This is a genomic window from Terriglobales bacterium (genome assembly GCA_035457425.1).
Classification (GTDB): domain Bacteria; phylum Acidobacteriota; class Terriglobia; order Terriglobales; family Acidobacteriaceae; genus JACPNR01.
On sequence record DATIBR010000152.1, the window covers coordinates 1 to 14,730 of the forward strand.

A 14,730-nucleotide genomic window follows, 5' to 3' on the forward strand; every position below is an offset into this window, starting at 1 on the left:
GAACGTGAACCGGGAGATCTCCACCGGCGAAGTCGAGGTGAGCGTGCGGAGCGCCGCGGTCCTGTCCCGCTCCGAGCCGCTGCCGTTCATGCTGGACGGCAAGGCCGAGGTCGCCGAAGAGATCCGCCTGCGCTACCGCTATCTCGACCTGCGCCGCAACGAGATGCAGGCGAACCTCGAGCTGCGGCACAAGGTCGCGCTCGCCATCCGCAACCATCTTTCCGCCGCCGGCTTCTTCGAGATCGAGACGCCGTTCCTCACCCGCTCCACGCCCGAGGGCGCGCGCGACTTCCTCGTCCCCAGCCGCGTGCATCACGGCCGGTTCTACGCGCTGCCGCAGTCGCCGCAGCTCTTCAAGCAGATCCTGATGATCTCCGGCTGCGACAAGTACTTCCAGATCGTGCGGTGCTTCCGCGACGAGGACCTGCGCGCCGACCGCCAGCTCGAGTTCACGCAGATCGATCTCGAGATGAGCTATCCGCAGCAGGAGCGCGTGTTTGAAGTAGTGGAGGGATTCGTCGCCGCGGCGTGGAAAGCGGCCGGCGTCACCATCCAGACGCCGTTCCCGCGCATGACCTACGACGAGGCGATGCGTCAGTACGGCAGCGACAAGCCCGACCTCCGGCGTCCGCCGATGACGGACGTCTCCGACGTTTTCACAAACGAAATGCACGCTGCGCTAAAGACTGATCCCCAGCTTCCGGTCGTCGCAATCCGCGTGCCGAACGTTAAGGATTTCTCAAGAAAGAATCGCGAAGAGCTGCGAGAAACTTTCAAGTGGTGGAGCGGCTACGCTCTGCTAATCGACGACTTGAAGCGTCTCGAGAAGAGTTGGACGGGAACGTCCCAAGCGATTCTTTCGAAGTCCCAGGCGTCGGAAGGGGATCTGGTCTTCGTAGTCGCGGGGCCGGACCTCAACGAGTTGGAGAAGAAGCGGATAGAAATGAAGACGCCGGACGAATTTCCTCGACCGCGTCCGCTCCCGTTGTCGGAACGTCGTCTACAAGTGTTCCGTGCAGCCGGCAGCATTATGACCTGGGTAACTCCGACGGAGAGGAACAAGACTGGCGACGTCAAGTCGCCCGACTCCTACCGCTTCCTCTGGGTCACCGACTTCCCGATGTTCGAGTGGGACGAGGAAGAGAAGCGCTGGAACGCGGCGCACCATCCCTTCACCTCGCCGCACGAGCGCGACATGGAGAAGGTGCTCGACCAGAAAGACCTCGCGACGGTGCGCGCCAACGCTTACGACATCGTGCTCAACGGCATGGAGCTGGGCTCGGGGTCCATCCGCATCCACCGCCAGGACGTGCAGCGGCAGATCTTCCGCGCGCTCGGCATGTCGGAAGAGGAGGCCAAGCAGCGCTTCGGCTTCTTCCTCGAAGCGCTGGAGTACGGCACGCCGCCGCACGGCGGGATCGCGCTCGGCTTGGACCGCATCGTGATGCTGCTCGCGGGCGGCGACAGCCTGCGCGAGGTCATCCCGTTCCCCAAGACGGCGAAGGCCGTGGACATGATGGTCGACGCGCCCACGCCGGTGAACGAGGCCCAACTCAAGGAACTGGGAATCGGAGTGAAGAAGTGACGTCCCGTTTCATCGGTTTCGGTGTTCTTCTGATTGCTATTGGCTGCCAGCATCTCGAGGAATCTCTAAATCGGGGACTCGAGGAAGAAAAATCACTCACCCGGAATGCAATGCTCGCCTATCGGCGCGATCCGAAAGCCTTTGAGAACCGAATCTTTCGTGATTCCCTTAGAGAGTGGTCAAGAATGGACGCGGTCCTAAGCAAGGCGCAAGCGGTCCGCGAGAGCGGGCCTTGGGCCCGAACTGCCGATCAAGTTCCGGGAGTGAGTGCCGAATCCGCGGCAGACGATACGGGCCAGCCCTACTGCGTAGTGCGCGCCGCTCGTACGACTTACGTCTTCGGGATCAAAGACAGTCGTAAGAACTGCCGGGTCGGCGTCCTAGATGGCATGGAGATCACCGGCTACTCCGACTCCTCTTGCACAGCAGAATCACTCTGCTATATCGAGGCGCGTGGCGCCTCACCAGGGGAAGCTCGGCTGCTAGTCCGTGACTAACTAGCGCTTCTTCGACTTCCTCTTCGCCACGTGCTTGGCGGCTTTCTTCTTTGCGGGCGCGGCGGCCTTCGCCGGCTTCGCGCCCAGGCCGATGGCGACCGGGTGCCGCGGCTCGTAGAGGCCCATCTCGAGGCCGCCGGGCAGTTCGATGGCGGTGACGCGTCCCCAGCCGGCGGTGGTGATGCCGCGCGGGAACTTCGCGCCCTTCTTGGTCAGGTCGGCGACGGTCTTCTCGATGTTGTCGCACATGAGATACAGGTCGTAGGAGCCCTCGCGCTTCTCGGTGGGGTGGATGCCCATCTCGGCGGGCGGCAGCGCGAACAGCAGCCACCCGTGGCCGGCGTCGACGGTGGGGAACTTGAGCGCGTCCTTGAAGAAGCGGCGGACCGCGTCGGCCTCGCGGGTGTAGATGAGCGCGTGCATGCCGTTGATCATGTTCATGCTCTCCTGACGGCGACATCGTAACCGTCGCGTCGCGAAAACCCAACTCCAACGCGGAGGCGCGGAGGACGCCGAGACTCTTGGGATTCCTTTTTGTGGAAAAGAATCTGCGTTCATCTGCGTTTGTCTGCGGCTAGACTCTAGCGACATTCGAAAATGCGAGACGGCCAGAAGGCCGTCTCTACTGAAGATTCCGCATGGGCCGCATCCACGTACTGCCGGAGCACGTCGCCAACAAGATCGCCGCGGGCGAGGTGGTGGAGCGTCCGGCGTCGGTGGTGAAGGAGCTGCTGGAGAACGCGCTCGACGCGGGCGCGCGGCGCATCCGCGTGGACGTGGAGGCGGGCGGCAGGAAGCTCATCCGCATCGCCGACGACGGCTGCGGCATGGTGCGCGACGACGCCATGCTGGCCTTCGAGCGGCACGCGACCTCGAAGATCCACGACGCCGACGACCTGCTGAACATCGCCACGCTCGGGTTTCGCGGCGAGGCGCTGCCGTCCATCGCCAGCGTCAGCCGGATGAAGCTGGAGACGTGTCCGCGGGAGCAGGTAGGGACCGGCGACTCGCCGGTCCGCGCTCGCGCCGGCGGGTCGCCGGCGCCTACCTCCGAAAGTCTTTCCGGCACCCGCATCGAGATCAACGGCGGGAAGCTGCTGAAGGTGGAGGAAGCGGGGTTGCCGCCGGGGACGGCGATCGAAGTCCGCGACCTGTTCTTCAACATCCCGGCGCGCAAGAAGTTCCTGAAGGCGGAATCCACCGAGCTCTCGCACATCGCGCAGCTGGTGACGCACTACGCGCTGGCGCATCCCGACAAGCATTTCGAGCTGCACTCGGCGACCAACGCGATGCTGGTCGCGGCGCCGGTGGCCTCGCACTCGGAGCGCATGTACCAGGTCTTCGGCCGCGAGACGCTCGACCAGATGCTGCCGCTCGCCGCCGAGCTGGCGCTCGAGCGGGTGGGGCTGCCGCAGCCTCCGCCGTGGGTGCTGGAGCGCATGAAGGCGCGGGGCGAGGAGTGGGAGCCGCCGCAGCCGGGCGAGCTGCGCGCGCGCGGCTTCGTCTCGAAGCCGGAGCTGCAGAAGCTGAACCGCAACTCGCTGTTCGTGTTCGTGAACGGGCGGCTCATCCGCGACAAGCTGGTGCAGCACGCGCTCACCGAGGCCTACCGCAACATGCTGCCCTCGGGGACGTACCCGGTGGTGCTGCTGTTCCTCGAGCTGCCGAACATGGAGGTGGATTGCAACGTGCACCCGTCGAAGACCGAGGTGCGCTTCCGGCAGCAGACGGTGGTGCACGACTTCGTGCGCGACTCGGTGCGGGCGGCGCTGATGAAGGCGCGTCCGGTGCCGCAGTTCACGCGCGAGATCTCCGCGCAGCCGACGGCGGGCGCGGCGCTCACGCCGGGGGCGCGCGCGCTAGGCGCCGCGGCGCAATCGCAGGCGGCGGTGCTCGACGGTGAGCCGTTCCTGCTGCAACCGCCCGCGCTGCCGCCGATGAGTGCGCGGCTGGCGTTCGACGGTGCGGTCGAAGTCCGCGCGAATGCCGCGGCCGCGCAGGCGGTGATGCCGGCCGCCCATCCGCTCGCGGCCGACCACTGCGCCGCTGTCATCGAAGAAGACCCCGCGCCCGGGGACACTCCGCTGCTGGCCACGCTCAAGCCGCTCGGGCAGTTGCGCGAGTCGTTCATCCTGGCGGTGAACGGCGAGGGCTTGTGGATCGTGGACCAGCACGTGGCGCACGAGCGCGTGCTGTTCGAGCGCATCCTGAAGCAGCAGGCGGCGGAGCGCGTGGAGGGCCAGCGGCTGCTGATGCCGATGGTGCTGGAGCTCACGCCGGCGCAGCACGCGGTGTTCAGCGAGATCGCCGACGAGCTGCGGCGCAACGGCTTCGACGCGGAGCCGTTCGGCGCGCGCACCGTCGCGGTGAAAACGGCGCCCGCGGGCGTCGACGCCTCCGACGTCGACCGCCTGCTGCACGAGCTGCTCGACCAGTTCCAGCGCGAGGAGCAGAGCTACAGCCTGGACCAGGTGCGCGGCAAGATCGCGGCCTCGGTCGCCTGCCACGCCGCCATCAAGGTCAACATGCCGCTCACGCAGGACAAGATGGAGTGGCTGCTGCGCGAGCTCTCCCAGACCGACGCGCCCATGACCTGCCCGCACGGCCGCCCGGTCGTGCTGCGCTACTCGCTGAAGGACATTCAGCGGGCATTCAAGCGCATCTGAGGATTGTTCCCTGGTTGACTGGTTCACTGGTTCATTTGAAACCAATGAGCCAGTGAACCGGTGAGCCAGTGAACGATCGGGTGTTATCCTCATCGTTTGGTCATGACGGACGCAGAGCTCCAGCAGCAGCGCAAGGCGAAGTGGCGTCTCGACGGGCGGGCCCTCCGCACCATCGAGGAGGCGCGCGCGTTCGTCGAAGAAGTGGGGATGCTGCTGGTCTATCCCCTGCGCCCGGCGCTGCCGCTGCCCACCTGGATCGGCGCGTACACCGGCTCCGACGAGCGGCTGCCCGACGCGCGGCACGCGTTCAACGACCCGCGCGCGCGCGCGGCGGAAGAGCTGATGGTGCGGCTGCTGCGCGAGAAGGCCGCGTTCGAGTCGAACGTGCTGGGCGAGAGCAACCTGCTGGTCTCGGCGTCGCTGTTCCCCTACTACTACGCGCTGCTGAAGGCGCAGGAGACGAAGGGGACGTCGAAGGGCGAGAAGCTCTCGCCGCTGGCGAACGACGTCTTCCAGGTGATCCAGCAGAAAGGCCCGGTCGGCAAGCAGCAGCTGCGCGCGCTGCTGAAGGGCGACCTGTCGCTCGCCGCGCTCGACCGCGCGCTCGCCGAGCTGTGGTCGCGGCTGCGCATCACGCGCGTCGGATACAGCGAGCACGAGGGCGCGCTCTGGGACACGTTCGCGCGCTGGGCGCCGCAGGCCGTGAAAGAAGGCGCGGCGCTGTCGACCGCGGAAGGATTGTCGGCGATGCTCTCGAAGTATCTCGACGCGGCCATCGCGGCGGAGCAGTCCGAGATCGAAGACGTGCTCTCGCACCTGGCGCCGCGCTCGCGCATCAAGGAGGCGGTCAACGCGCTGCTGGCGGCGCGCGAGCTGAGCTTCCTGCGCGCCGGCGCGCGCACGCTCATCCAGATCACGCCGGCGCCCGCCGAGCGCCATCCCGCGCGCACCCCGGCGCCGCCGCGCGCCAAGCGAGCGTGAGCATGCCGCGCCCCAAGGGTCTGGTGATCGCCATCGACGGCCCCGCGGGCGCGGGGAAGAGCACCATCGCCGCGCGCCTGGCGCGCAAGCTCGGCTACGTCAATCTGGAAAGCGGCGCGATGTATCGCGCGCTGGCGCTCAAGGCGGTCGAGGGCGACGTGGGGTTCGACGACGAGAACGCGCTGGCGGAGCTGGCGGAGAAGTCGCACATCGTGCTCGAGCCCACCCTGGGCGGCAACCGCGTGCTGCTCGACGGCCAGGACGTGAGCCTGCGCATCCGCGAGCAGGACGTGACCGAGGCCGCTTCCAAGGTCAGCGTGCATCCCAAGGTCCGGCAATGGATGGTCGCGCACCAGCGCGCGCTGGGCGAACCGGGCGGCGTCATCATGGAGGGCCGCGACATCGGGACCAAGGTCTTCCCGGACGCCGACCTGAAGATCTTCCTCGACGCCGACGCCGCGGTGCGGGGCGAGCGGCGCTACCGGCAGGCGCCCGCCGGCGCGGAGACGCGTCCGGAAAGCGTGCTGGCGGAACTGCGGGAGCGCGACCGGCGCGACCGCGAGCGCGCGGCCTCGCCGCTGGTCGCCGCCGCCGACGCCGTCGTCATCGATTCCACCGGCCTTTCCATCGACGACGTGCTCGCCCGCATCGAGGGGCTGATCGCGGAGAGGCAAGCCCGGACGGCACATTCCTGAATTCGGCCGCAGACCGGGCTTTTTCGTAAAAATCCTCTCGCTTTCCCCAGTGTTTTCTAGTAAATAACTACCCCAGCCCAGGGACATTCCTGACAGTTTCCCCCTCTGTCGGACACCCACAGTCGAAGTGTCTGCAGCGGGGAATCGTGTGGTCTTTTCGAGGGGGGAAGACCGCGAGGGCACCGGCTTTGAGTCCGGTGCATAGGGCCGTAAACAGGGAGCGCGCGTTTGCTTTTCATCGAGGATCTGGCATCGCTGGTGCTGTGGCTGCTGGCCACGGTGTTGAGCGTCAATCTGCTGTTCCTGCTGTTCATCTTTTACCGCCGGCTGGCGCGCAAGCGGTATTACGAGGACAAGGACTCGGCACGCTCGCGCTACACGCGCGTGGTGTCGGAGTTCGTGGACAACGAGATCTCGGTGGACCGCGCGGTCGCGCTGCTGCAGGAAGCCAGCTCGCGGGCGGAGCACGACGCGGTGCAGGAGATGCTGCTCGCGCAAGAGGACGCCAACAACGCCGAGCGCATCTCGCAGGTGTTCTTCGGGCTGGGCTACGTGGACGAGTGGGCGCGCCAGGCTTTCGGCCGCCGGCGCGCCAAGGCGCTGCTGGAGCGCTCGATGAAGCGGGAGAAAGCGGCCATCTCCACCACCGTCCCGCGCACCCTGCTGACACCCGTCCGGCGCATGCGGATGTTCGCGGTGCCGCGCTCGGTGGCGCTGGAGGCGCTGGGCCGCCTCGCGCCCGACTACGCGCAGGTCTTCGTGGCCGAGGCGCTGCACGATCCGGCGTCGGAGGTGCGGCGCATCGCCATCGCCGCCATGGGACGCAACCGGCACCCGGCCGCCATCCCGCTGCTGTTCGACGAGCTGCTCAAGGCGGTCGAGATGAACAACGACGTCTCGCTGCGCAGCACCAAGTCGGCGCTGGTCTGCTACACCATGGAGGACCTGTTCCACTTCGTCCCCTACATGACGCACCCGAACCGGCGCATGCGGTTCTTCGTGGTGGACACGGTGCGCGAGATCGCCAACAAGGCCGCGCGCCACATGCTGCTCAACAAGAACGATTTTCCGCAGGAGCTCTACGACGCCTTCCTGGAGAACGCCGTGCGCGACGAGTTCGCCGACGTGCGCGCGCGCGCCGGGGCGGTGATCAAGCACTTCCGCGACAAGCGCGCGGTGCAGGCGCTGCGCACCCTGCTCTCCGACGAGAACGACTTCGTGCGGCTGCACTCGGTGCGCGCCTGTCAGGACCGCTACTACGCCGAGCTCGTGCCCGACATGATCCGCCGGCTCTCCGACACGCGCTGGCGGGTGCGCGAAGCGGCCGTCAAGGCGCTCGCCGCCTTCGGCGCCTCCGGTTCCAACGAACTCTACCGCTACTTCGTCGCCACCAAGGACCAATACGTGAGTGAGCAGATCACCGAAGAGATCCAGCGTTCCGGCCTGACCGCCGACATCGTGGCCGCGCTCGCGCATGGCGGCGAGGACCGCGACCTGGCCATGGCGGTCGCCAAGAAGATGGTGCTGATGGGCAAGTCGTCGCTGCTGACTTCGGCGGCCGCGGGCCTGACGCAGCCCGAGCCGCGCATCCTGCTGATGGACGCGCTCATGCTCGCGCCGACGGAGCAGTTCCTCGCCGTGCTGGAGACCATCGGGCAGACCGACGATGGCCCGGTGGGGGACAAGGCCCGCAGCCTGTTGCAGGCGGCCGAGCAGCGGGCCCTGGCCGCGGCGGGGAGGACTTAGCCGTGCACAACGCGATCCTCCATTTCTTCGACTACATCAACGCCATCGTGCTGGTGTATTTCCTCGTGACCAACGTGGTCTACACCGTGCTCATGGTGTTCTCGCTCTATTCCGTCACCATGCACTCCAAGTCGGCGCAGCACGGCGCCTACGCCGACCTGCTGGAGTCGCCGGTCACGCCGCCGGTCGCGCTCATCGTCCCGGCGCACAACGAAGAAGAAGCCATCGTCCAGACGGTGATGTCGCTGCTCGAGATCCAGTTCCCGGAGAAGGAAGTCATCGTGGTCGACGACGGCTCGACCGACGGCACGGTGGAGCGCCTGGTGAACCAGTTCCACCTGCTGCGAATGGACCTGATCTACCGGCAGGTGGCGCCCTGCAAGCCGGTGTTCGCGTTCTACTTCAACCCCGAGCGGCCCGACCTGATCGTGATCTCGAAGGAGAACGGCGGCAAGGCCGACGCGCTCAATGCCGGCATCAACCTGGCGCGCAGCCCGTACTTCTGCACGGTGGACGCCGATTCCATCATCGAGCCGCAGGCGCTGCTCCGGCTGATGGCGCCGGTGGTCGAGTCCAGCGTCAACACGATCGTGAGCGGCGGCGTGGTGCGCATCGCCAACGGCTGCACGCTGCGCAACGGCCGCATCGTCGACGTCAACCTGCCCAAGTCGTGGCTGGAGCGCTGCCAGGTGGTCGAGTACATCCGGACCTTCCTGTTCGGCCGTCCGGGATGGAACTTCCTGAACGCCACCTTCATCTGCTCGGGAGCGTTCTGCCTGCTGCATCGCGAGACCGTGCTCGAGGCCGGGGGCTTTTCCACCGACACCGTCACCGAAGACATCGACATCATCGCGACGCTGCACCGCTTCTGCAAGAAGAACCACCGCAAGTACCGCATGGTGTTCACCACCGACCCCATCTGCTGGACCGAGGCGCCGCACTCGGTGGGGATGCTTGCCCGCCAGCGCCGCCGCTGGCAGCTCGGCCTGATGCAGACGGTGATGAAGCACAACGACATGATCTTCAGCCCGCGCTACGGCCTGATGGGGCTGCTGAGCATGCCGTTCCACGCCTACGTGGAGGCCATCGGCTGCACCATCGAGGCGTTCGGCACCTTCATCATCCCGTTCACGTTCCTGGTGGGAGCGATGCCGTTCTCGCTCTTCATCATGCTGATGTTCCTGGCGTTCGGCTACGGCACGCTGCTGTCGGTCGGCTCCGTGCTGCTGGAAGAGACCACGCTGCGCCGCTATCCCAAGGTGCGCGACGTCTTCTACCTGGTGCTGTTCGCGATGATCGAGAACATCGGCTACCGCCAGATGGTGACCATGTTCCGCGCGCAGGGGGTCATCCAGTACTTCACCGGCCTCAAGAAGTGGGAGCTGGTCGTGCACAAGGGCGTCGAAGGCCGCATGTTGGTGGAAGATGAAATATAGGGCCTGGCTCACCAACCGCGTGATCATCGGCATGGTGCTGTTCTTCGTCATCATGGCGATGTGGGAGTTCAAGTGGAAGCCGCAGTACCGGCCTTTCTACGAGCAGGGCGTCGCGCACTACCAGAAAGCGGAGTACAAGGACGCGCTCGAGGAACTGAACAAGGCTTACAGCATCGCGCCCAACGCGCTCGACGTGATCGTGATGCTGGGCTGGACGAACCTGAAGCTCAATCGCTTCGAGGACGCGCGCTTCTACTTCGACCGCGCCATCCGCATCGATCCGCGCACCGACGAGGCGCAGATCGGCATCTCGTTCGTCGCGCTCGAGACCGGCCGCGGCAAGATCGACTACCCCCTGCTCAACAAGCTGCTGGGCAAGCGGGGCGCCGATCCGAACGTGCGCATCCTGGCCGCGGGCGCGCTCGTGCAGGAGGGCAAGAACCTGGAAGCGGCGGCCCTCTACCAGGACCTGGTCAACGACCGCGACTACGGCAAACCGGCGCAGCTCGCGCTGCAGGACCTGCTCGGCAACGAAGGCTTCAACGACCCGGTCCCGAGCACGCTGCCGGAGGTGAACAAGCCCTCGCAGACGCAGGTGCGCTTCCGCTCGGCGGAGGGCGCGCTCTGGCGGCTCAACGGCACGCAGTGGGAGAAGTACTACGTCAGCGGCATCAACCTCGGACCCGGCGCGCCCGGCTTCTTCCCGTCGAAGCCGCCCACGGCCGGCATGATGTACAAGCAGTGGATCGACGAGGCGTCGCGCACCAACGCCAACGTCCTGCGTCTTTACACGCTGCTGCCCCCCGGTTTCTATCGCGCCTACAAGCACTACCTGCGCAACGGCGGGAAGATGCAGTTGATGCAGCAGATCTGGATCGGCGACCCGCCCAACAAGGACCTGTACGAGCCGTCGTTCGTGGAAGAGACGAGGCGCGAGATCCGCTACGTGGTCGACGCGCTGCACGGCCACGGCGACATCCCGCCGAAACGCGCGCGCGGCAACGGCATCTACGAGAACGACGTCTCCGGCGACGTGATGGCCATCCTGCTCGGGCGCGAGGTCGAGCCCTCCGTCGCGCAGCAGACCAACATCATCAACGGCGGCAAGACGAGGTACGACGGCAAGTACATCACCGTCCAGCGCGCCAACGCCACCGAAGTCTGGTTCGCCGAGATGCTCGACTACCTCGTGCAGTACGAGCACGAGACCTACAACTGGCAGCATCCCGTCGCCATCGTCAACTGGCCGCCGATGGACCCGCTCACCCATCCCACCGAGGCCACCAACCTCGAGGAGGTGAAGTACCGCATCCGCAAGGGTGAGCAGCTCGCCATCCCCAAGGGCCTGGAAGACGACAACGACGCCACCGCCATCGACGAAGCCAAGTACCGCGCGACCGGCAACATGTACGCCGGCTTCTTCGCCTCGTACCACGTCTATCCCTACTATCCCGACTTCCTGCTGCTCGATCCGCAGTACCTGAACGCGCGCGATTCCGAGGGTGTGAACCCGGTCTACGGCTACCTCAAGGACCTGCGGGCGCACATCCCGCACGCGCTGGTCATCACGGAATACGGCATGCCGAGCTCGATGGGCATCTCGCACTTCCATCCTTATGGCTGGCATCACGGCGGCCACAACGAGGAGCAGCAGGCGCAGATCCTGGTGCGGTTGGCGAAGACCATCAAGGAGACCGGCTGCTCCGGCGGCGTGCTGTTCGAGCTGATGGACGAGTGGTACAAGCACAACTGGCTCACGGTGGACTTCGAGTCGCCCATCGACCGTGCCAACCTCTGGCTCAACGACCTCGATCCCGAGAAACGCTACGGCATCGTCGGGTGGCACACCAGCAAGTGGAAACTGTTCACCGGCGACGCGGCCGCGTGGTCGAGCGAGCAGACGTTCTACAACTCCACCGCCGAGCCGCGGCCGTTCAACGACGGCTTCGACGGCGCCCGCGCCATCCGGAGCGTGCAGGCCGCGATGGACGAGGGGTACCTCTACCTGCGAATCGGCGTGAGCTGCTTCGATTGCCCGAACAAGGATCGCCGCAAGGATTCCAAGCCCGACTTCTCCAAGGCGAACTACGCGGTGGCCATCAACACCATGCCGGGCAGCGTCGGCATCAAGAAGCTGCCCTTCGGCGGGCAGGAAGTCCGCAACGGAGCCAACTTCCTGCTCTTGCTCGGCGACCCCACGGCTTCGCGCCTGTTGATCGCCGACAACTACAACCCGTACCAGGTGATGCCCAAGCCGGGCGTGCCCAACGAGACCGAGATCAGCTACCGCCGCGCCTACACGCCCACGCTGCAGGCCAGCGGCACGTTCATGGACCTGGTGGTCGAGACCAACCGGCGGCGCTACGGGCGCGACGGGACCGCGTATCCCGGCACGCGCTACAGCCGCAGCGTGCTGCGCTACGGCAACGGCAATCCCCAGGATCCCGCGTTCGATTCGCTGGCGGAGTGGTACGCCGACTCCGCCACACGATCCATCTACGTGCGCATCCCGTGGGGCAAGCTGCTGGTCACCGACCCCTCGGGGCGCACCGCCTGGTTCGGCTTCGATGGCGGCCTCAACGTCCGCACGGCGGCCACCAGCGGCGTGGAGCTCAGCGTCTACGCGCTCAAGCCCACCGCCGGTCCGGACAACCTGAGCGCCATGGAAGTGGCGATGTCGCTGCCGGCGGGCGCGGCGCCGCAGGCGCTCACCTGGAAGGGCTGGGACACGGTCAAGCCCGAGTCGTACTTCAAGCGATCCTATTTCGCGATGCAGAAGCAATTCCTGGAGGAGCAACATGGGGAGCAGACTGCTCCGGGCCCTCGTACTCCTGGGCTACGTGCTGTCGGTAGCGGCGCCCGGCCTGGCAGTCCCGCCGGCCGATAAGGCCGGCGCGGACGAGCTGCTGCGCAAAGGGGACCAGTACGTCCTGGAAGGGAAGCTGGGCCCGGCACGCGCCGCCTACGAGAAGGCCATCGCCGCGGGCGCCGAGCTGACGGGCGACTACGCGCGCGCGCGCAACCTCGGCATGGTCTACATGAACGGCGCCCCGCGCGACTTCAAGAAGGCGGCGCGCTGGCTCGAGCTGGCGTGGAAGCTGAGCCCCTCCGCGGACGACACGCGCCTGGCGCTTGCCCAAGCCCTCTCGTGGAGCGGGAAGTACGACGCCGCCATCGAGCATTATCGCGTGCTGGTGAAGAAGAGCCCCGACACGCCGGACTACTCCTCCGGCTTGGCCAACACGCTGTACTGGGCGGGAAAGCCCGACGAAGCCTTCGGCGTGTACGACCGCTACCTGGAGCGCAAGCCGACCCACGTCGCCATGCGCCTGGAGTACGCGCGCGTGCTTTCGTATGCGCGCCGCCTGCCGGAGGCGACCGCGCAGTACAACACCGTGCTGCAGGCCGATCCCAACAACGTGCAGGCCCAGGTGGGCCTCGCCAAGATCGATTCCTGGCAGGACGACTTCAAGGCGTCGCTCGACCGCTACAACAAGGTCCTGAAGAAGTATCCCAACCTCTACGACGCGGTCGTCGGCAAGGCCTACACGCTCTACTGGATGGGGCGCACGCAGGAAGCCGCCACGCTCTTCCAGCACGCGCTCAAGCGCAACCCCAACGACAAGGAAGTGCAGGCCACGCTCAAAGAGATGGGGATGGCCGGCGAGAAGAAGCCGGCGGTCGCCGCCGCGCAGCCCGCCACCGAGCCGGCGCCGGCCGAGCAGAAGCCGGCCGTGCCGGTGGAGCAGGCCGTCCTCCAGCCCGAGACCTTCGCGACGCACCAGAAGCCGGCCGCGCGCAACGCCATCAGCGTGATGATGGAGCAGGCGCAGGCCGCCGCCAACGCCAACAACTACGTCGAGGCCGTCCACCTCTATCACGAGGTGCTGGCGAAGGAGCCCAACAACACGCAGGCGATGATCCAGATCGCGCGCGTGCTCTCCTGGTCGCGCAACTTCGAGGAATCCGCCAAGGAGTACGACCAGCTCCTGCAACTCGAGCCCGACAACGCGCAGGCCCGCCTCGAGCGAGCGCGCGTGCTCTCCTGGGGGCAGAACTACGACGCCTCCATCGAGGAGTATCGCAGCCTGATCAAGCAGGCAGAGCTCGCGCAGGCGCAGAAGCCCAAGCCGGTCGAGCAGCCCAAGCCGGTCGAGGTGGTGAAGGCTCCCGAGCCGAAGCCGGTCGAGCAGCCGAAGCCGGTCGAGACCGTGAAGGCTCCCGAACCCAAGCCGGTCGAGCAGCCGAAGCCGGTCGAGACCGTCGCCATCCCCGAGGCCAAGCCGGTGGAGCAGCCGAAGTCGGTCGAGGTGGTGAAGGCTCCCGAGCCGAAGCCGGTGGAGCAGCCGAAGCCGGTCGAGGTGGCGCAAGCGCCCGCGCCCGAGCCGGTGGAGCGCGTCGCGCCGGAAGAGCAGGCGGCGCCGCCCGCGCCCGCCATCGACTTGACGCAGACGCGGCTGGAGCTGGCGCGCGTGCTCGCGTGGTCGAAGCGCTACGAGGAATCGCTCGCGCAGTTCAACCAGATCCTGCCGCCGGAGCAGAAGCCTGAGGTGAAGGACAAGCCCATCCTCATCGAGAAGGCGCGCGTGCTCTCCTACGCCCGCAACTACGACGAGGCCATCAAGACCTACGACGTCGCGCTCGCGCTCGATCCCGCCGACATCGAGGCGCGCCTGGGCAAGGGCCAGACGCTCTACTGGTGGGGACGCCTCGACCAGGCCGCCAGCGTCCTGCGTCCGCTGATGCAGGTGCAGGCGCTCAGCCCGGAGAGCAAGACCACCACCGCCTTCACGCTCGCCGCCGTCGAGCACGGCCGCGGCAAGGAATCCGCCGCGCTCTCGCTGCTCGATACCGCCGGCGACAACTCCGACGTGAAGCTGCTGCGCACCAACATCCAGGAAGGCCTGCGCCCAGTGCTGCGCTTCACCTTCGGCTGGGAGAACGACCAGGAAGCGCCTGGCGGCGGCAGCCTGGCGCCGACCACGGTCACGCGCGCGCTGCGCTACTCCACCGCGCTCTCCTTCAACGTGAAGCCTGACCTGCGCATGACCGTCTCCAACACCGTCACGCGCGCGACCACCTCGAATCCGCTTCTGGGCAAGCACGGCTCGGACGCGCTCGCGG

At 66.7% G+C, this 14,730-nt stretch carries 10 protein-coding genes; 9 read left to right on the plus strand and 1 reads right to left on the minus strand.

The window, feature by feature from the left end; genetic code table 11:
* Both VLA96_11490 and VLA96_11495 read left to right on the plus strand, forming a co-directional pair.
* A partial coding sequence (locus VLA96_11490; protein ID HSE49823.1) for an aspartate--tRNA ligase occupies positions 1 to 1,585 on the plus strand: 1,585 nt, incomplete at its 5' end.
* Positions 1,582 to 2,082: a hypothetical protein gene (locus VLA96_11495; protein ID HSE49824.1), complete on the plus strand. Its 501-nt coding sequence runs from the start codon at positions 1,582 to 1,584 to the stop codon at positions 2,080 to 2,082. The genes VLA96_11490 and VLA96_11495, both read left to right, overlap by 4 nt.
* Here VLA96_11495 and VLA96_11500 read toward each other — a convergent pair whose 3' ends face one another.
* Positions 2,083 to 2,523, minus strand: a complete 441-nt coding sequence (locus VLA96_11500; protein ID HSE49825.1) for a VOC family protein — start codon at positions 2,521 to 2,523, stop codon at positions 2,083 to 2,085.
* Positions 2,524 to 2,720: 197 nt separating this feature from the next.
* Between VLA96_11500 and mutL the strand changes: the two genes are divergently transcribed.
* The 7 genes from mutL to VLA96_11535 form a co-directional block, all read left to right on the plus strand.
* Positions 2,721 to 4,748 (plus strand): DNA mismatch repair endonuclease MutL, encoded by a 2,028-nt coding sequence (gene mutL / locus VLA96_11505; protein HSE49826.1) that lies wholly within the window; start codon positions 2,721 to 2,723, stop codon positions 4,746 to 4,748.
* A gap of 102 nt (positions 4,749 to 4,850) precedes the next feature.
* Entirely contained in the window at positions 4,851 to 5,729 is an 879-nt protein-coding gene (locus tag VLA96_11510) for a hypothetical protein (GenBank protein HSE49827.1), read from the plus strand.
* Between the two features lie 2 nt (positions 5,730 to 5,731).
* The gene (cmk, locus tag VLA96_11515) at positions 5,732 to 6,424 is read left to right on the plus strand and encodes a (d)CMP kinase (protein HSE49828.1); all 693 of its coding nucleotides are present in this window, start codon (positions 5,732 to 5,734) and stop codon (positions 6,422 to 6,424) included.
* Positions 6,425 to 6,652: 228 nt separating this feature from the next.
* A complete protein-coding gene (locus VLA96_11520; GenBank protein ID HSE49829.1) occupies positions 6,653 to 8,170 on the plus strand; it encodes a HEAT repeat domain-containing protein in 1,518 nt (505 codons plus the stop codon).
* Positions 8,171 to 8,172: 2 nt separating this feature from the next.
* Positions 8,173 to 9,606 carry a glycosyltransferase family 2 protein gene (locus VLA96_11525; GenBank protein HSE49830.1) on the plus strand — a complete coding sequence of 478 codons (1,434 nt, stop codon included), beginning with the start codon at positions 8,173 to 8,175 and terminating at the stop codon, positions 9,604 to 9,606.
* Complete coding sequence (locus VLA96_11530; protein HSE49831.1) at positions 9,596 to 12,493, plus strand: tetratricopeptide repeat protein; 2,898 nt, start codon at positions 9,596 to 9,598, stop codon at positions 12,491 to 12,493. The genes VLA96_11525 and VLA96_11530 overlap by 11 nt, the downstream gene beginning before the upstream one ends.
* A partial coding sequence (locus VLA96_11535) for a tetratricopeptide repeat protein (GenBank protein HSE49832.1) occupies positions 12,405 to 14,730 on the plus strand: 2,326 nt, incomplete at its 3' end. The genes VLA96_11530 and VLA96_11535, both read left to right, overlap by 89 nt.